The organism is Pseudomonas sp. NFACC56-3 (assembly GCF_900100025.1).
Lineage (GTDB): Bacteria > Pseudomonadota > Gammaproteobacteria > Pseudomonadales > Pseudomonadaceae > Aquipseudomonas > Aquipseudomonas fluorescens_AA.
The window spans coordinates 163,211-182,328 of record NZ_FMTK01000009.1; the positions used below are offsets into that span (position 1 = coordinate 163,211).

At 61.0% G+C, this 19,118-nt stretch carries 9 protein-coding genes and 1 pseudogene; 6 read left to right on the forward strand and 4 right to left on the reverse strand.

The window, feature by feature from the left end; genetic code table 11:
* Window position 1: 1 nt before the first annotated feature.
* Together BLO80_RS14925 and BLO80_RS14930 are read right to left on the reverse strand one after the other, a co-directional pair.
* Window positions 2-850, reverse strand: coding sequence for a phosphatase PAP2 family protein (locus tag BLO80_RS14925; protein WP_092328683.1), 849 nt, complete (start codon window positions 848-850; stop codon window positions 2-4).
* Between the two features lie 24 nt (window positions 851-874).
* Entirely contained in the window at window positions 875-1,546 is a 672-nt protein-coding gene (locus BLO80_RS14930) for a lipopolysaccharide core heptose(II)-phosphate phosphatase PmrG (RefSeq protein WP_092328754.1), read from the reverse strand.
* Window positions 1,547-1,893: 347 nt separating this feature from the next.
* Between BLO80_RS14930 and BLO80_RS30655 the strand changes: the two are divergent.
* Together BLO80_RS30655 and BLO80_RS30660 are read left to right on the forward strand one after the other, a co-directional pair.
* A pseudogene (locus tag BLO80_RS30655) lies at window positions 1,894-2,772 on the forward strand (methyl-accepting chemotaxis protein); the annotation flags it as partial.
* A 201-nt stretch (window positions 2,773-2,973) separates the two neighbouring features.
* Window positions 2,974-3,678 (forward strand): methyl-accepting chemotaxis protein, encoded by a 705-nt coding sequence (locus tag BLO80_RS30660; protein WP_371914577.1) that lies wholly within the window; start codon window positions 2,974-2,976, stop codon window positions 3,676-3,678.
* Between the two features lie 54 nt (window positions 3,679-3,732).
* Here BLO80_RS30660 and BLO80_RS14940 read toward each other — a convergent pair whose 3' ends face one another.
* The gene (locus tag BLO80_RS14940; protein WP_092328688.1) at window positions 3,733-4,152 is read right to left on the reverse strand and encodes a type II toxin-antitoxin system VapC family toxin; all 420 of its coding nucleotides are present in this window, start codon (window positions 4,150-4,152) and stop codon (window positions 3,733-3,735) included.
* On the reverse strand, window positions 4,149-4,394 hold the full coding sequence (locus BLO80_RS14945) for a FitA-like ribbon-helix-helix domain-containing protein (RefSeq protein ID WP_092328691.1): 246 nt from the start codon (window positions 4,392-4,394) through the stop codon (window positions 4,149-4,151). The genes BLO80_RS14940 and BLO80_RS14945 overlap by 4 nt, the downstream gene beginning before the upstream one ends.
* Window positions 4,395-4,617: 223 nt before the next feature.
* On the opposite strand from BLO80_RS14945, the gene BLO80_RS14950 reads away from it, so the two are divergent.
* The 4 genes from BLO80_RS14950 to BLO80_RS14965 are packed head-to-tail and all read left to right on the forward strand — an operon-like array spanning window position 4,618 to window position 19,051.
* Complete coding sequence (locus BLO80_RS14950) at window positions 4,618-7,173, forward strand: Tc toxin subunit A (RefSeq protein WP_092328693.1); 2,556 nt, start codon at window positions 4,618-4,620, stop codon at window positions 7,171-7,173.
* A 30-nt stretch (window positions 7,174-7,203) separates the two neighbouring features.
* Window positions 7,204-11,778, forward strand: a complete 4,575-nt coding sequence (locus tag BLO80_RS14955; RefSeq protein ID WP_092328696.1) for a Tc toxin subunit A-related protein — start codon at window positions 7,204-7,206, stop codon at window positions 11,776-11,778.
* Window positions 11,775-16,262 carry a SpvB/TcaC N-terminal domain-containing protein gene (locus BLO80_RS14960; RefSeq protein WP_092328698.1) on the forward strand — a complete coding sequence of 1,496 codons (4,488 nt, stop codon included), beginning with the start codon at window positions 11,775-11,777 and terminating at the stop codon, window positions 16,260-16,262. Before BLO80_RS14955 ends, BLO80_RS14960 begins: the two co-directional genes overlap by 4 nt.
* Window positions 16,259-19,051, forward strand: a complete 2,793-nt coding sequence (locus BLO80_RS14965; RefSeq protein WP_092328701.1) for an RHS repeat-associated core domain-containing protein — start codon at window positions 16,259-16,261, stop codon at window positions 19,049-19,051. Before BLO80_RS14960 ends, BLO80_RS14965 begins: the two co-directional genes overlap by 4 nt.
* The last annotated feature ends 67 nt before the right edge of the window (window positions 19,052-19,118 follow it).

Below are 19,118 nucleotides of genomic sequence, written 5' to 3' on the forward strand. Positions count from 1 at the left end.
TTCAGACTGACGAACGTGTGCTGCCCAACGCAGGCAAGGCAGGCGTTGCCGTCGTTCGCTGTCGCGTCGACACAGGCTGCTCCAAGGCCGCTCGCCCATAAAACAGCAACGCCATCAGCCAACAACTCAACCAGACGAAAATTCCCGCCCAGAACGTGTGGGACATGTAGTGCCAACCCTGCAAGACCCGGGTCGTGCCGTAGACAAACCCCAGGGCCAGCGCCCCATACATCAAGGCTTTCGAATGACGCCAGCGGTAGCGGCGGGCGACGAAATACAGCGCCAGCATCGTGAAGCCGCCGGACGCATGACCACCGGGCCAGCAACGACCGTCACCGGCGACGTTCAGCAGGTCGAAGTTCTGGAACCATTCCTTGCGCTCGATCTTGCCGGCGTACTGGGTGGTTTCCACCGGGCAGTACACGCTGGTGTGGCCCTTGAGGTAATGGATCACCCCGGTACTGAGGGAAAAGGCGAAGACCACGTAGAGAAAGTCGCGACGATGCTTGTGGGCAAAACGTAATGGTTTGCTCAGTCGGGCCTTATCCAGCAGGCGAAGCAGCCCGGGGCGCTTTTCCGGTTTGAAGATCGGCCAGAAAAACGACAACAGCACCCCCATTATGGCCGCCTCGCCGGTCCAGTTCGGGATGACCCTCGCCCACTTGTGGGTGATTTGCTCGAAGAGCCGCACGTGCTCTAGCGGAAAGACCTGGTGCAGCGGATCGTAGAAAAGATCGCTGATGGCGATGTCGATGCGGGTCATATCGAACAGCAGGAACACCACGGCGGCACAGACCAAGGGAATTCCGAGGTTGAGTCCGTAGAAACGGGCGCGAGCAGACGTAAGCATGAGCGGTCCTAATCGTGGGAAAAATTACTGAAACGCCACCGAGTGCCAGTCAGAGGCCTCGATAAACCCAAGCAAGCGTGGCGCTTGGGGCTGGGCAGTGGAAACGAACAGCGAAGCGCCATAGCCGAACGCCGAAGTCGGGCGCTGGAGCGCGGTTTCCATGGCCTGCATGCATTCGCTGTGGGTGACCAGAATCAGGTTGCGCCCCGCCACCTTATGGGCCAGGGCATTACGCAGCAGGTCATGCCGGCAATTGATCAGCCAATCGTCACCGGTACTCACCTTGTTGAACATGTACCCCGCCGTCTGGGTCGCACGCACCAGCGGACTGTTGTAAAGGTCGACGTTGTCCAGGCCCAGTTGCTCGAACCGGGCACCGAGGCCCACCGCAACGGCACGGGCGCGGTCCGTGATGCCCTCGCGCTCATTCAGGCACGCGGCCTTGGAGTGGTCGCAGCGCTCGACATGGCGCACCAGCACGATCATCTCGCCCTTGGCCCAGCCATCGGCCAAGGCCCGGGCACCGGCGATGTTGCCATGGGCCAGGTCCGGCACCGCTGCCGGGCTCAGCAGCCAGAAGGTCAACGGGATCACCAGCAGCGCCGAAGCCAGCACGACCAGAGTGTTTCGGTAACGGGCGAACCAGCGCGCATCGATCGAGCGCGTCAGGCCGAAAAGGCTCAGTCTCAGTTCCACATCAAGCCGCCCCGACGGCATCCACCCAGTCATTCGATGGCGCGACAGTAGAGAGGCCAACGTAGGCAGGCAGTGAAACCGATGTGAAAAAAAGCTTCAGATCCAGGCCCCCTCGCCGATACAGCCCTGCTACATGCTCTTGCTGGCTCTTAACAACAACAATCTTCCAGCCAATCGATGATCAAGCAGCACAACGTTTCTGGAGGAATTTGATGAATAGCTGGTTTGGCAACATTAGCGTCAACATGAAATTGGGCCTGGGCTTCGGCCTGGTGCTGGTCCTGACCTGCCTGCTGGCCCTGACCAGTTGGACCAGCCTGGGAGGGCTGATCCAGCGCAGCAACTGGATGAGCGACATCACCCAGCTCAACGCCAGCCTGACCAAACTGCGCGTCACCCGCCTGCAATACATGCTGACCAATGGCGACGAAACCGCCGCACAAAATGTGCAGACCACCCTCGATGGTTTCGTGGCACAACAGAACGCCCTGCTCAGCAGTTTCAAGAGCCCGGCAAACGTCAAGCTGCTCAAGGAGCAGAGCGCGGTCATCGGTGCCTATCAGGTGTCCTTGAACAAAATGCGCAGCGCCTATCGCGCCGGCAACAGCGCCCGCGATGTCATGGGCGCGAACGCCGACGTCGCCTACAAACTGATCGAGGACCTCGACGCCGACGTGCGGCAAATGGCCCTCAGCGATGAACGTTTCACCCAGTTCCAGGCCATCACCGAGGCCAAACAGGCCTTCATGCTGGCCCGCTATGAAGTGCGCGGCTACACCGCCAACAGCAACGCCGACACCGAACGCAAGGCCATCGCCCAACTGGACGCCGCCATCGCTTCGCTCAAGCCGCTGAATGAACATTTCTCCAGCAGCCGCCAGGATGAACTGCGCCAGCTGGAAAACGCCCTGACCCAATACCGCAGCGCCGTGCAGGCCTTCAAAGTGGCCACCGCCGATGTGGTCCAGGCCCGCAAGGAAATGACCGACCAGGGCGCGACCATCGTGACCTTGAGCGAGCAGCTGTACCAGATCCAACTCGACCGCCGCGACGCTGAAAGCGCCGAGGCCCGCACCCTGCAACTGATCAGCACCTTGCTGGCGTTGCTGGTCGGTGTTATTGCGGCCGTCATCATTACCCGCCAGATCACCGGCCCGCTGCGCGAAACCCTGGCCGTGGTCGAACGCATTGCCAGTGGCGACCTGTCGCAGAATGTCATCGTCACCCGCCGTGACGAACTGGGTGTACTGCAACAAGGCATCGCACGCATGGGCGTGACCCTGCGTGACCTGATCAGCGGCATCCGCGATGGCGTGACCCAGATCGCCAGCGCCGCCGAAGAGTTGTCCGCCGTGACCGAGCAGACCAGCGCCGGGGTCAACAGCCAGAAAGTCGAGACCGACCAGGTCGCGACCGCCATGCATGAGATGACCGCCACGGTCCAGGAAGTGGCGCGCAACGCCGAAGAAGCCTCCCAGGCAGCCGCCGCCGCAGATGGCGAAGCCCGTGCCGGTGACAAGGTGGTCAGCGAAGCCATCGCCCAGATCGAACGCCTGGCCAGCGAAGTGGTGCGTTCCACCGACGCCATGACCGTGCTGCAACAGGAAAGCGACAAGATCGGCAGCGTCATGGACGTGATCAAGGCCGTGGCCGAGCAGACCAACCTGTTGGCGCTCAACGCCGCCATCGAAGCGGCCCGCGCCGGTGAAGCCGGGCGTGGTTTCGCCGTGGTGGCCGACGAAGTCCGTGGCCTGGCCCAGCGCACGCAAAAATCCACCGAGGAAATCGAAGGCCTGGTGGCCGGCCTGCAGAACGGCACCCAGCAAGTGGCCGCCGTGATGAACAACAGCCGCAGTCTCACCGACAGCAGCGTGGCCCTGACCCGCAAGGCTGGGGAGTCCCTGGGAAACATCACCCGCACGGTGTCGAACATCCAGTCGATGAACCAGCAGATCGCCGCCGCTGCCGAGCAGCAAAGCGCCGTGGCCGAGGAGATCAGCCGCAGCATCATCAACGTGCGCGACGTGTCAGAACAGACCGCCGCCGCCAGCGAAGAAACCGCCGCCTCCAGCGTGGAACTGGCGCGGCTGGGTAGTCAATTGCAGATGATGGTCAGCCACTTCAGGGTTTGATCACGGACAACGCCCGGTTCCGATGGAATACGGGCGTTATGGATGAAGCCCCCTTCAAGCGTTCCAGGGGTTGATGACGTCAACCCCTGAGCACTCAAAGTCTCGGGTATTGCGAGTTGCAATCAGCGCCCCGTGAGTACGGCAAATAGCGGCAATCTGCGCATCAGCCATGCCGGCCGTCCTCCCCTTGGCCTCGCATGACGCAACGAGGGTCACGTACTCAACCGCCGCATGGGCATCGAAAGGCAGGATCCTGCCAGCAAAATCCTCTTCGAACATTGCCATTGCATGGGCTTCAAGCTTTTGCTTGCGCTTGCCGGAAGGCAGCCGGGCGACACCATGAAGAATTTCCGCCACGGTAACAGCGCAAATGACCAGTTCCATTGCAGGTTGCAAATCAACCCAGGCCAGGACCCTGGCGTTCGGCTCTGCACGCATGAACTCTGAAATCACGTTGGTATCGAGCACTATCATTCAGATAAATCCGCCGCATTGGCCTTTTCGTCACGCGCAGGCAGGTCCAGTTCCACACCGCCCAGGGCACTGAATCTGTTTCGGATGCGACTCCCCAATCCACCTTCAGGACTCACCCTTGCCAAGGCACGCCCTAAAATCAGCCGGGCCTCTTCCTCCATGGAGTGGCCGTTATAGGCTGCCGCGATACGCAGTTGTTCCTTTATCTGATCGTCCAGGTTTCGAATAGTGAGGCTGGCCATGAAACACCTGCAATCAATGAAATCATTGATTGCAAGCTAGTTTAAAGCGCTCAACTTGTCTAGCGGCCACTCACCCGCCCCTAGGGCCACCGTAATTAAAAACCGCCCCACGCATCGCCCTTTCGTACACATCTTCCCCTGCTGTCCTACCGTTTTTTTCTGCGTGCTCCTGTACGGTTTTCTCCCGAAACGCACATTCCGTTCGAACAGGAGATAGACCCACATGGACGTTAGCAACGACTCGCTGTTGCACCGGCTCGTCGCCTTCCCTGCCGGCAACAAAACTTCAGAAACCAAATTCAGAACAGCCCTGCAGCACATGGGTGTGACGTCGGTGTTCGACATCGTGCGCATGGGCAAAACGCAGTTCGCCCTCGAACTCGCCAAGCACAGCGACGCGGATGCCGGCCGGGTGTATGACAGCGCGGTGAGTTATGCCGGACAAATCAGCCGCCTGTACCAGGAGCACCGCGTATCACCCAGAAAGGACACCCAGCCAAGCTTCCGGTACAGCCCGGATTCGGATTCAACGCCAGCGTCCTCCGGCTATCAGGCACTCTTTGAAGAAAATTGGGATCAGTTCTGCCATGAAGGCGACATCGCCGCCATCGACTCACCCGTGGCGTATCTGCGAGCCCTTTATCTGTTCGCCCGGCAATTGGAGCAGCTACCGGCCTCATTGCAAGCCGCCAGGATGACCCTGGAGGAGCGACGGCCGGACCTCGGCAAGCTGATGCTCGATCGAAAGAGCGCCTTCGCCACGTGCCCGATGCTCGAGATCATCAACGACACCCTGCGCAGCAACATCGCGGCGCACCTGGCCAGTACCGGCAGGAACGAGACCGTCCAGCAGGTGCTGGCCAGCGAGCACTATCCCTTCTCGTTGCCCTACGACCTGCACCATCACCAGTGTCTGCTCGGGCTGGGCGCAGGCAAACCCGCGCTGGGCGAGCTGAATTATCGGATCAGCCTGCAATTGCCATTTTCACCAGGCCCCTCGACGTACGGGCGCGTCACGACATCTCATGTCGATGCCCAAAAGCTGTTGTCCGGACTCAGCCCGGAACAACAGAACCTGCTGCTCGCGCCAAGCGTTTCAAGCACCAAGCCTGACGCGCTGAAGAAAAGCTATGGCACCCAGGACATCACACGCCTGGGTCAGCTCGATTTTTTCCAGGAACGCACCGGGCTGACGACGGACCAGGTGGAACAATTCCTGGCGCAAGGCCGCTACAGCCCTCGCAGCTCGATCAACAGCCCGGACGCCACGCAGAGCGTTTATGGCGCCAGCTATATCAACGGGTCGGAGCGGACGGACGCCCTGCGCATCGAAACCCAAGGGGCGTCGCGCGTCTTCCTGCACTATTCCGATGAACGTTTCGACCGTCTCCAGCGCATGATCCGCCTGCATCGCTGGACCGGTATCCCCGTGGCCGAACTGGACACACTGATCATCAACGCCCTGCGATCCGAGGGGAGCGACACGCTCAGTGCCAACACGTTGCGCACCCTTGGCGTCTACCGGTACCTGAACCAACGTCATGGCATCGCGCCGGAAGAGTTTGCTTCTTTGCTGCACGACATGCCGGTTGAAGCCTGCGGGGAACGAGTCCCGTTGTTCGATCAGGTGTTCAATCGCACCCGCTTGCTTGAAAACCCCGTGTGGCAATACCCCAAGAAGCGACTGGCTGTCACCGACCAGCAAACCTTCAGCTACTTGAGTGCCGGCCTCGGATTGCCCATGACCCAGGACGCGTTGCTATTGCTTGCGCAACAGAGCGAACAATACCTGCCGGGGTTGGAACACGACCTGCCCACGGTTTCATCCCTCTACCGCCAGGCCCGCATCGCCCGGATGCTGGGCCTATCGCCGCTGGAGTGCACCGAGCTGGCCCGACTATTGGGAGGGGACGATTACGGCAAGGCACTGGCGACCGGACGACTGTCTCCCCCGGCATCCTCGACGCCCGACATTCTCGACGTGCTGATGGCCCTGGATTGGGCCGTCGACTGGCTCAGGCAAAACGGTCTCGATGTGCTGCAGTGGTGTCGTCTGTTCGCTGAACCAGAAGCGGGCTTGCCGCTGAGCCAGAACCTGAAACAACGCCTGGCGAAACTTCGAGCGGACACCAACGCCGAGCACGACCCTCAGCACCTGATTGAAACCCTGCTGCATGACATGGCCGATCTTTCCACCGAGCTCGTCCCTCACGTGATGCAAATGGCCGGCACCGATACCGAGGCGCTTGTCGCGGCCATCAAGGCTGCCCCGGACATCATGCCGCAGGCGCTGGCAAAAGTACTTCGCACCGCCGAGGCTTGCCAGCATCTGCACCTGGGCAGCAGCACGCTGAACGCCTTGATGGAAAACCCGACATGGCTGGCCTCGAACACTTCCAGAGCCCTCACGCCCCAGACGCTGTATCTGCTCGAGCGCTTCAGTCATTGCGCCCGTCACCAGGCGCAGTCCGAAGAAAACCTGCTGCACTACCTGCATGTCGCCAACCAGAACGGCCAACAGGCGGAAAAAGAAGCCAACAGCCTGCTGGCCAGCCTTCTGAACTGGAACAGCGAAGAAGTGCAACGCCTCACGGCGCAATTGGAACCGCGACGTGCGACGTCAATGGAAGCGCTGGACTGGGTCATGCGCTGCCAGGCGTGCTGCGTCAGCACAGGGTTGTCGGCAGAGCTGCTGCTCAAGGCAACCACACTGCCCCCCCAAAGCCCTGCTTCGGATTGGAAAACCGTCGGCGAAGCGCTGATCGCGGCCAGCCATTGACCACCCCACTTCAATATTCAAGGATCGAATATGACCGTTGCCCTGAAAAAGCAGCTCGATGAAAACCTGCGCGATGCCCTGCTGGCGTTTTACCTGAACAAGGTCGCGCCCGACCAGGCCACGACGAAAACCCGCCAGCTCAAGACAGCCCGGGACCTCTACGAATACTGGCTGCTCGATGTGCTGGTCAGCCAGGACGTGCCCACCACGCCCGTGGCCTGCGCCATTGCCAGCCTGCAGCAGTACATCAATCGCATCATGATGAATCTGGAGCCCGGTTACGATCCGGCCAGTATCGGCGCTGAGCGTTTGAAAACATGGCGCAATGAGATGCATCAGTACCCCATCTGGGCCGCCCATCAAAAATTGCTGTACTTCCCCGCGACTTATCTCGACCCCGCCCTGAGGGCCAACAAAAGCGAGAATTTCCGGCAACTGGAAAACGAGCTCAGCCAGAACCAGATTCAACCCGATGCCGTTCAAACGGCGGTCATGGCCTACCTGACTCGCTTCGAAGAAGTCGCCAACCTGAACATTCTCAACGGCTACATCGACGGCTCGGACTTTGCCAACAGCACCTATTACTTCATTGCCAAATCCCGCTCCGAAAACAGCTACTTCTGGCGTTCACTGAACATGGCACAACGCCCACTGGATGGCACGCCCCTATCACCGCCAGCCAAAACACCCAAGCAGGATCAGACGGATCCATGCGCCTGGTCGGACTGGGAAAAAGCCGATGTGCCGATTCCCGAGAGCGCCGCCGAACAGACGATCCGACCGGTTTGGTTCAACAATCGCCTGTTCGTGACGTGGGCCGAATGCATCCACCAGGATCCCTCCGCTTCAAGCAGCGCCCCTTCGCAGGCCACCACCACGTCATCGGGCAAAACTCACCCCCTCTTGCGCTTGAGCTACTGCTTCAAGAAACGGGACGGCAACTGGAGCGCTCCGCGGGTGGCGTTGCAAGGCTATTGCGAGGATGAGGTGCTTGGCAGCAAGGACGTGAACACGATCAAGGCATTGATACGCACCGTTGCGGTACAGCACAGCAATGGTTCGCAAGACGTCCTGTTTCTTGCCTTGTATGGTTATAAATCCCTGGCAGCGTCAGGCGTCACCACCGACAACAACCTCGTCTTCAACAGAACGACTTGCATCGACAAGCACCTCAGCCTTGAACCGCTCAGCTCGGCGGACCCTACCGCCGAGAAAGCATTCCTGGACGCTGCCATCCAGCGCATCCAAGCCAAAACCTCCACAGACCTCGAACTCGTGGAAGCCATCCCGCCCAGCGACATGCCCCCTACCATGTCGGATTTCGGACGCGCCCATCGCGATCGGATCAAACTCCGCTACACCAGGCACGGGACCAGGCTCACGCTGCACATGACGGCAAACATCGGCACCATCAGCGTAGATTCCGGGCGATACCTGCAGCGCGACAGAATGCGCGTGAGCATGAACAACTCCTCCAGTTTTGAACCTCACCTCCAATTGAGTTTGATATTCCCTGGCAAAAGCCTGCCGCGAACCCCCTATATGAAGCTTCTTGGAGGTTCGGGCTTTTATCTCATCTCCCCCCCGGTCTCTCTCGACCGAAGCTTCACGCTGTCCTTCAGGCACACGCCTGACATACTGAGAGACAGTGAACACTCGCCCGCCATCACGCTATCCGGCCATACCAGCCTTGAAGGTAAATTCGTTTCCACGGATGCCGTAAGGCGAATGATCGAGGTGAGCCGACGCAGGAATGGAAGCTCCTCCACCACCGGCTCGGAAACCATTACCCTGCAAGCGGAGCACGCCAAACCTTTTGACGTGGGGCACCTCGCCGTTTCCTGCGATGAACCGCTGGACAGGCAATATGTCGTCTTCCGGCAACCACCCACCTTAGCGGACCGGCCCCTGACCTACGAAGACCTGACCGTCGTGGCCGAGTCCACACCCGCAGAGCACCTGCCGCAGTCCTTCGATTTCGAGTGGCCCGGTAACGATCCCGGTCACGACGGCACCACCCTTCTTCTCGGGGTGGCGTTCGTCCATCCCCTCGAACCGGCAACGAAGCTCTATTCCGTCCTCAAGGCTATTACGCTGAAGCTCCCTTTAAAGCGCCAGCAACCTCCGACTATTACCCACATCACGACACCCGGCCTGGGAACCACCCAGTTCATCGACTTCGCCAAGTCCGATATCGAAACCAGTGACGCCTCCAGCCGACTTCGCCCGCCAATCCGATTGAACACGGTATTCGCCACCGAACTGATCCGCCGTACCGAAAACAGTCTGGATGAACTGTTCGACTGGACGACGCAACACCTGCAGGAACCCGCGATGCCCGGTGACTTGGCCAACGGCATGGATTTCCATGGCGCCTATGGCCGTTACTTCACCGAGTTGTTCCTCTATCTACCCTGGCTGGTCGCCCATCGTTTGAATGCCGAACAGCACCACGAGGAGGCCGAGCACTGGCTGCGCTATACCTTCGACCCGGGTCGCGACAGGAAGGCCTTTTGGCGGAGCGTGCCGCTGATCGACAACAGCATGCCATCGTATTCGCATCAGGCGCCCCATGATCCGCACCAGATCGCCCTCAGTCATCCCGTGCACTTTCGCAAGGCCCTGTACTTCCTGTACCTCGACATCCTGATCAACCGAGGCGATGCCGCGTACCGCGAGATGACCCCTGATGGGCTCAGCGAGGCAAAGCTTTGGTACGTGCGCGTGCTGGACCTGCTGGGTCCACGCCCCGTCGTCCAACCGGCGGATCCCTGGACTGCCATCAGCTTGAAAGCACTGAGCGACACCGCCGATGACAGCCTGCGCACCTTCGAATACGCCGTGACCGGCTTGACCGGTAATCACACACTGGCCCTTCGCGAAGGCAGCTCGCGGCTGACCCTGCCGGCGATCGACAGCCCGTACTTGCATTTGCCCTTCAATCCGCAACTGCTCAAGTGCTGGGACCTGGCGGAAAGTCGCCTGTACAACCTGCGGCATAACCTCGACATGACCGGCAAGCCGCTGCATTTGCCGATCATCGCGGCACCGCTGGACCCGCGCGCCCTCTCCAGCGCCAATGCCCTGAGTCTCTCGGACAGCCCGTCGACAGGCCTGCCGAGCGTCACCATGCCCCACTATCGTTTCACCGTCATGCACAGCCATGCCCAGAACGCCGTGGAAAGCCTCAGCCATTTCGGCACCCTGCTGCTGTCGCTGATCGAGCGCAAGGAACAGGCCCAGTTGCAGGAGCTGCAACAACAGCAAGCCTGGGACCTGGCAAAAATCTCCGTCGACCTGCAACGCCAGGCCTTGATCATCGATCAGCGCAATCGCCAGGCCTTGCTGGCCAGCAAGGCGATTGTCCAGGGCCGGATCAATCACTACCAACAATTGCTGGACAACGGTATCAGTGGCGCCGAGACCCTGGCCTGCCAGTTGTACTTGAACAGCGGTGCCTCCGAGCTCTCGGCATCGGACGCCCAGGTCACGGCCGGCGGCCTGATGATGGCTCCGAACATCTTTGGTTTCAGCAATGGCGGCATTCGCTGGGAAGGTGCCATGCACGCGGCTACCGCACTCGCCCAAGGCGCCGCTATCGACGATCGTACCGCGGCGGCTCATCTCGATCGCACGGCACAGTTCAATCGTCGCGGAGAAGAATGGACCTTGATTCGTGACCAGGCACAACTCGAACTGGCCCAGATCGACGCACAACTGGCGCAATTCACCGAGCAGGAAACCGCCACTCGCCTGCAATTGCGGCTTGCCGAATCGACCCTGGGCCAAGCCAGGGCCCACTACGACTTCCTCAGCAAACGCTTTACCAAGGCACAACTGTATCAATGGCTGAACAGCCAGTTGGTCGCACTGTATCGCCAGGCCTACGACGCGACATTGAGCCTATGCCTGGCCGCCGAAGCCTGTTGGCAGTATGAAATCGCCGACTTCGACACCCGCGTCATTCAACCTGGCGCCTGGCATGCGACCTATCGCGGGCTTGGCGCTGGCGAGCGGCTGAAGATGAACCTGTTGAAGATGCACGCCGGGTACCTGCAACGTCACGAGCGGGAGCTGGAGATCCGCAAGACAATATCCTTGCGACAACTCAAGGGCAAAACCGCTGCCAGCTCTCTCAACAAGGAGTGGGCGCAGTTGCACGCCGACCTGAAACAGGGCGGATGCGAGTTCGAGCTGACCCATCAATTGTTCGAAGACGACTACAAGGGCCAGCGACATTACCTGCGGCGCATCAAAACCATAAGCGTGACCCTGCCCACCGTCGTCGGGCCCTATGAAAACATTCGAGCCACGCTGACCCAGACCGCCAGCACCGTGTTCCTGTCGCCGGACGATCAAGGAGGAGCCATGGAGAGCTGGCGCGCCAACCAGCAGATCGCCCTTTCGACGGGTGTCGACGACAACGGTCTGTTCACCCTGAACTTCAACGATGATCGCTACCTGCCGTTCGAATACACCGGCGCGATTTCCAAGTGGCAGCTGACCTTCCCGAACCCCGAGGCCCAAAAAGACCTGCTGGAGTCGCTGACCGACGTCATCGTGCACGTGAGCTATACCGCCAGGGTTGGTGGAGGTGTGCAATGAATGAACACGCCCCGCTACCTGTCACCGCACCGTCCCTGCCCAAGGGGGGCGGCGCCATCCAAAGCATCGGCAAAGGATCGAGCCCCGTCGGCGCCCACGGTACGGCCTCCTATGAGATTGCCCTGCCCATTTCGCCAGGGCGTGGCTTTGCGCCGCCCTTGACCCTGAGCTATCTCAGCTCGCTCGGCAACGGCGTGTTCGGCATCGGCTGGGGGCTGTCATTGCCCAGCGTGACGCGACGCACCAGCAAGGGTGTACCGGCGTATACCGAAGATGACGAGTTCGTCGGCCCCAGTGGGGTGGCGTGGCTAGCCGAGCGCGATTCACAAGACGTCATCGTCGCCACCCACATCGACCACTACAACGATCTGGACCTGGGCACGCGCTATACCGTCACCCAATACTTTCCAAGGATCGAAAGCCACTTCGACCGAATTGAGCATTGGTCCTCGCAAGACGATAAGGCCGGTTTCTGGCTGGTACACAGTGCCGACGGCAGCCTCCACCTGTTTGGCAAACACCCCACAGCACGGCGCGCCGATCCCCAGGACACGAGCCGTATCGGCGAATGGCTGCTGGAGGAGAGCCTGAACGCCCACGGTGAGCACATCCTCTACCAATACAAGACAGACACCACCGCCCAACGCTATTTGAGCCAGGTCAGCTATGGCAATTTCGAGGCCGATGCACACCTTTACGGGTGGACCATGGATCGGCTCGCGAACGTGCAATGGTACTTCGAACTGGTGTTCGACTACGGCGAACGGACCACCGCCTACGCAGGAAAACCGTCTTATGAGGGCCAGCAGTGGCAAGCCCGTGGCGATGCATTTTCCAGCTTCGCCTACGGTTTTGAGTTGCGCACCGAACGGCTGTGTCGCCAGGTCCTGATGTTTCACCGCTTTCCCGAGGAGTTGGGCACCGCCCCCGTCCTGGTGCGGCGCCTGCTGCTGGATTATCACCAGACATCTCTGGGTTACCCGCTCCTTAGCGCCGCCCATGACCAGGCGTTCGGAGAAGGTGAAGCCGCCGAAAGCCGACCGCCCGTCGAATTCAGCTACAGCGCCTTCCAGCTTGCGCCTGAGCCCCGCGCCTGGCGGCGTTTCCAGGACATGCCGGGGCTCAACGACGGCCATGCCTATCAACTGGTGGACCTGTACGGCGAAGGCCTGCCGGGGGTGCTCCATCGAACCGACAACGGCTGGCATTACCGCGAGCCCGTGCGGGCCAGTACCCAAGGTAACGACGTGGCCTACGGACCGTGGCGAACGCTGCCCCACATCCCGGCGACCGACACGGCCACACCGGTGCACCAGGCCCTGAGTGACCTCACGGGTGACGGTCGCTTGGACTGGCTCGTCGCCCAGCCGCAAGTGAGCGGTTTCTTTTCCCTCAATGCCAATCGGCACTGGTCGGGCTTCGCCACGTTCAACGCACTTGCGCCAGAGTTTTTCAGCCCCCAGGGGCAGTTGGCCGACCTGATAGGTGCCGGGCTCGGCGACCTGGCGGTGATCGGCCCGCGCAGCGTTCGCCTGTACGCCAACCAGCGGGAGCACGGCTTCTCGCCTCCTGTGGAAGTCCCTCGCGAGGAAAACGAAGACGCCCTGCCCTTATTCAGCGCCTCAGCCGGCGAACTGGTGGCTTTCAGCGATGTACTGGGCAGCGGCCAACAGCATTTGGTGCGCATTCGTCACAACGAAGTGAAGTGCTGGCCCAACCTCGGCCGTGGGCGTTTCGGCAACGCCAGGGTGCTGGACTTCCCCGGGCTGGCCTACGACAGCTTCGACGCCGCGCGTATCCGCCTGGCGGACCTGGATGGTTCCGGCGCTGTCGACCTGATCTATCTACAAGCGGACCAGGCGTTGATTTTCATGAACCGCTGCGGCCATGGTTTCAGCCCTGCGGTCGCCCTGCCCTGGCCGGAGGGCCTGCGCTACGATCCTCTGTGCCAGGTCAGCATCGCCGACCTGCAAGGGCTTGGTTGTTCCAGCCTGATCCTGAGCGCGCCGCACATGACGCCGCGGCATTGGCGCTACGACTTCGTCAGCGCCAAACCGTACCTGCTCACCGGCATCCACAACAACATGGGCGCCGACCAGCGCATCCGCTACCGCAGCTCGGCCCAGGAGTGGCTGGATGAAAAACTGCAGCGGATGACGGCCGGCAAGCCCCTCACCTGTCGCTTGCCCTTGGCCCTGCACCTGGTTTGCGCTCAGACCCAAGTGGATGAAATAACCGGCAATCGACTGACCCAGGCATTCTCTTATCGGCAGGGGTATTACGACGGCATCGAACGTGAGTTTCGGGGCTTTGGCCTGTTGCTGCAAACCGACACTGAAGCGAGTCCCGGCGACACCGACGTCCAGCCCTTCACCACCACATGCCTGAAAAAGACCTGGTTTCATACCGGGCGAAGGGTGAACCTGCCACGCAATGGCTATAGCCGGGCAGACAAGCAAGCCGTGCCGCTGGGCAAGACCTTGCTGTGCCACCAGCCGCCAGAGTCGTTGCAGGATCGCATCATTGCCTCGCCAGATGCGGCGACCGAACAGGAAATGTCCCGCGCCCTGTGTGGCCGGGTATTGCGCAGCGAGGTCTTCGGCATCGACAGACAGTTGAAAACCACCCGTCTGTATTCGGTGGAGGAAAACCGTTATGGGCTGCGCCTGCTGCAAGCGCCCGACAGCGTTCGCCAGCAGGCCCGAATGTTGCCCCTGCTGCTGGAGTCCATCCGCTACCAGTACGAAGGCATTACCGATGACCCGCAATGCCGGCACACCCTGAACCTGCAACACGACCGGTACGGCGCGCTGACCCACAGCGTGGACATCCATTACGCCCGACGAAAAACCGCCAGCGATACACCACCGTTCAGCGACGCCGACCCGCAACAGTGGTGGCGCGACGCGCATGACCCGGCGCAGCAGCTCTACTACCTGAACGAAACCCGTGCCGAATTCATCCATCTGCAGACGCCCCAGCAATGGCGACTCGGCCTGCCTTATCGCCAGCGCACCCAGGCGTTGCAACGACCCAAGCGCCCTGAAGACGAGGGGTTGACCCCTCGGGACCTGTCTTTCGAAATGCTCAGCGAACTCACGAAACAAACAACCTGGAAAACCCAAGGCGTGCTGACCGGCTTATCCGTGCAGCGCTACAGACACGCGTCGAGCGCAGCGACCCTGCCGGACGGCGTCGCGGATTTTCAGGCCCTGGTCGACCATCTGGAAAGCGCCGAACTGGATGAAAACGCCCTGGGCGCGTTCCAATTACTGCCACAGGACAGCCGGCCCAAAGGAAAACTATTGGAGCGAATGGGTTATCACCGAATGAGCGATTTCCTGCTCGACACCGCGCCGGAGAAAAAACTCTGGTCAGTCAAAAGCGCTTTCACGACGTACGCGCCATTAGCGGGCTTCTACAAAACCAGGACCGTACAACCGAGCAAAAGCCAAGGCGTATACGAGATAGGCCATGACCCGTACGCTTGTCTTGTCACCACCTTCAAACTGCCCGACGGCTGCACCACCCAGGTGTTCTACGATTACCGTTCACTGCAGCCCCTGCGCATCATCGACCCCAACGGTAACGTACAAGAAGGTCTGTTCGATGCGTTCGGCCAAGTATTGGCCACCTCTTTTCATGGGGACGAGCACCACACACCCGTAGGTTTCAAGCCGCTCGCACAGTTCAAACGGCCACCGTTCAGCAGCCCCGCGACTGCCATCAGGCAAAGCAGGGAGGCCCTGCAAGACGCCGCCTCGACCTTCTATTACGCGCCCTTCAGTTGGATGGGGCGTGTATCGAAGGTTGCCCGGGCGGACACCGACTGGCTGGCACGTTGCGTGGGTAACGGCGACCTGCTGCCCAGCGGCCATATCCGCGCATCGGCTCGAGCACGCCTGGCGGAGCTTCAGACACCCTCCGCCGACGACCTCAAGCTGAAACACGAAATCGCAGCCGCGCCCCGTGAACCGATACACATCGCCACGCTGGTCGCCGACCGCTTCCCGGATGACCCCCGAAGACAAATCCGCATCGCCGTCAGTGGCTTCGATGGCTTCGGGCGAACCCTGCAAAGCAAGCAACTCGTCGAACCGGGCCAGGCTTACGTCGTCGACGCCAAGGGCGACCTGACACTGACGGATGGAAAGCCCAAGGAGCAGATCGCAGCCAGGCGCTGGCGTGTCAGCGAACGGGTGGAATACAACAGCAAGGGCCTGGCGGTGCGTATCTACCGCCCATATTTCGCCGACCGGCACAGCCACATCAACGATGCGTCCTTGCGCCAGTCCGGGCATTTCGACCAACACTTCTACGACCCACTCGGACGCCCCAGCCACGTGTTGCTCGCCGGGCAAAATGGCCTCGCCTACATGCGTCGGCATACACGTCACCCCTGGTACACCGTGGACGAGGACGAGAATGACACGCTGCAGGAAGTCCTGTCCGAACACGCCGCCACGGCAGGAGGTGGCGCATGAACCCACGCCTTCATCACAAGACGCCCACGATCAATGCCCTCGACGGTCGTGGCCTGCCCGTGCGGCAAATCGCTTACTACCGGCGCGACGCCCAGGCCCCCTCCCAGGCGCGCATTGTCCAGCAAGACTATGACGCGGCGGGACGAGCGGTGGCGCAGCGTGATCCCCGACTGTTTGCTATGGCGACCGGCGGAGCGAACTTGCGGACGGTCTTCAGCTTGTCCGGCAAGACGCTGTTGCTCGACAGTATCGATGCTGGTTGGCGCCTGTACCTGCCTGGCGATGCCGGACAGCTATCGCACTGCTGGGATCAGCGAGGCACCTATTGGCGAACCACCTACGACACGCAACTGCGCATGACGGCCGTCCATGAGCAAGCGGCCGGCGACGTGTCGCGCAGGGTCGAATGCCGGCACTACGGCGACAATTCGCCGGAGTCTGCGGTGCATAACCAGTGCGGTGCGCTGATCCGTCACGATGACAGCGCCGGCACCCTGCTGATCCATGACTATGGGCTTTGCGCCAAACCTCTCAGCCAGACCAGGCACCTGCTGGCCACCGCCGAACGCCTGGACTGGCCGGCGCAGGAGATAGACCGCGATCGCTTGCTGGAACAGGGGAGCGGCTACACCACGAGCTGGCGCTACGATGCCCTCGCCGGGATCATCCAGCAGACCGATGCCGCCCAACACCAGCAGCGCTACTCGTTCGATATCGCCGGTCAGCTCAAGTCCGTGGGCCTGCAGATAAGCAACACGGCAACCGAAAAAGTCATCATGAGCGATCTGGTCTATAACGCGTCCGGCCAGCTCGAGTCCCAGACGGCCGGCAACGGGGTCGTCAGTCGCGCCGTGTACGATCCGGCCAATGGTAGACTGAACGCCCTGCGCACGTCGCGGGCGGCCAGCACCTTGCAGGATCTGCGCTACACCTACGACCCGGTGGGCAACGTGACGCATCTCGAGGACAAGGCCCAACCGGTGCAGTTCGGCAGTAACCAGCGGGTCGAAGCCGCCAGCACATTCACCTACGACAGTCTTTACCAATTGATCAGCGCGACGGGCCGCGAGGCTGCCGGATTGACCAGCCCCCCAGACCTTCCTGCCCTCGGCAACACACCCATCGACCCGAATCAGCTGTTCAACTTCACCGAACACTACGAGTACGACGCCGGCGGCAACCTGATCGAATTGCGCCATCGTCGCGACGGCAACCACTACACCCGGACCCTGAACGTGGCCGCCGCGAGCAATCGCCTGCGCGCCTGGAACAAAGGCCACTCGACGCCCGACGTGGCAGTGGACTTCGATGCCAACGGCAACCAGCAGACGCTTTCCCCGGGCCAGGCGCTGACGTGGAACCTGCGCAACCAACTCGACGGCGTGGTGTTGGTGCGGCGTGAAAACGCTGCCGATGACATCGAGCGCTATCGCTACGACAGCGGCGGTCAACGAGTACGCAAGCTCCAGACAACCCTGGGCGCAACACGGGTTCACACCCGGGAAGTCCGTTACCTGCCGGGCCTCGAAATTCGCACGCGCGATAACGAACGCCTGGAAGTCATCACCCTGCAAGCCGGTCGCTACAACGTGCGCTACCTGCACTGGACCGAAGGCCGACCGTCCGGTATCGCCGCCAACCCGATACGCTATGGCCTTGGCGACCACCTGGGCTCCAGCTCACTGGAACTCGACGACCAGGGCGGCCTGATCAGCCAGGAAAGCTACCTGCCCTACGGCGCAACCGCCTGGCAGGCCTCCCGCTCGGCCGTGGAAGCCAACTACCGGACCCTTCGTTACTGCGGCAAGGAACGCGATGCCAGTGGCCTGTATTACTACGGGCAGCGGTACTACGCGCCGTGGTTGCAACGCTGGATCAGCCCCGACCCGGCGGGAGCGGTCGACGGCTTGAACCTGTATGCCATGGTGGGAAACAACCCCCTCCGGTTCGTCGACCGCCAAGGGTGGATGAAGGAGGATGTCATCCAATGGATGGAGGCTGATGGCCACGCCCGTTCCCTGAAAATGATGCAGCCGCCACCGACGAAACAAGCCAACAAACGTGCCGGGGCTCATCAGGAGGGCCCTCCAGACCCCGACGCCAGCCCCAGTTTCAGCAAAACCAAACGCAAGGAGCTGGTCGTTCACTCCTATGGCTTAGTCGCGGGGGTGGGCCTCAACGAATTCTACAACCTCACCGGGCCTAAATCCGGCCCGGAGGGATACCGTGGCGTAGACAAGACGTATGGCGGCACCGCCCAAAGCGAAAGTTTCTACCTGAAGTTCGGCAGCTACAGGATTGGCAATACCCATGAATACCTGGCCGACCTGGCCGAACGATACAGCGCGACGAAAAACGATCCGATCCATAAAATCGAACTGGACCTTGACGAGTTAAAGAGCGACCCGACGCTGAGCAGGACTGTCGAGGACGTCCATGAACTTCAGCAATACACCCAGAACCTCATCGCCACGCACATCGAGAAATCCGACAACATCATTCCCACGCTCACGGGCGGGCCAGGGGCGCACGGAGAAGTCCGCCTGATCAACTCGGTCGTTGCGCTCTACCCGGGTCAAGCTGAAATGAAGCTGTCGAACACGCAACTGTTCACCCACAAAATAACCGGCGTGGACGAACCGAAACCTTTCATTGCCTGTTTCAATTGCAGCGGCATTATCCCGGAAAGCGTCAGTATCCAGACGGGACGCCACGCTATGGACTATGCGAAATACAACGAGCATGTCTTGGGTATCAATCGTGCTCCGCGCCCTGGTCTCAGTCCCTGACTGCACCTGGCCAACTCAAACCCGCTCGGATCCTGCCAGGCCCTGGAGGACTCGAGCGGGGGCGCCT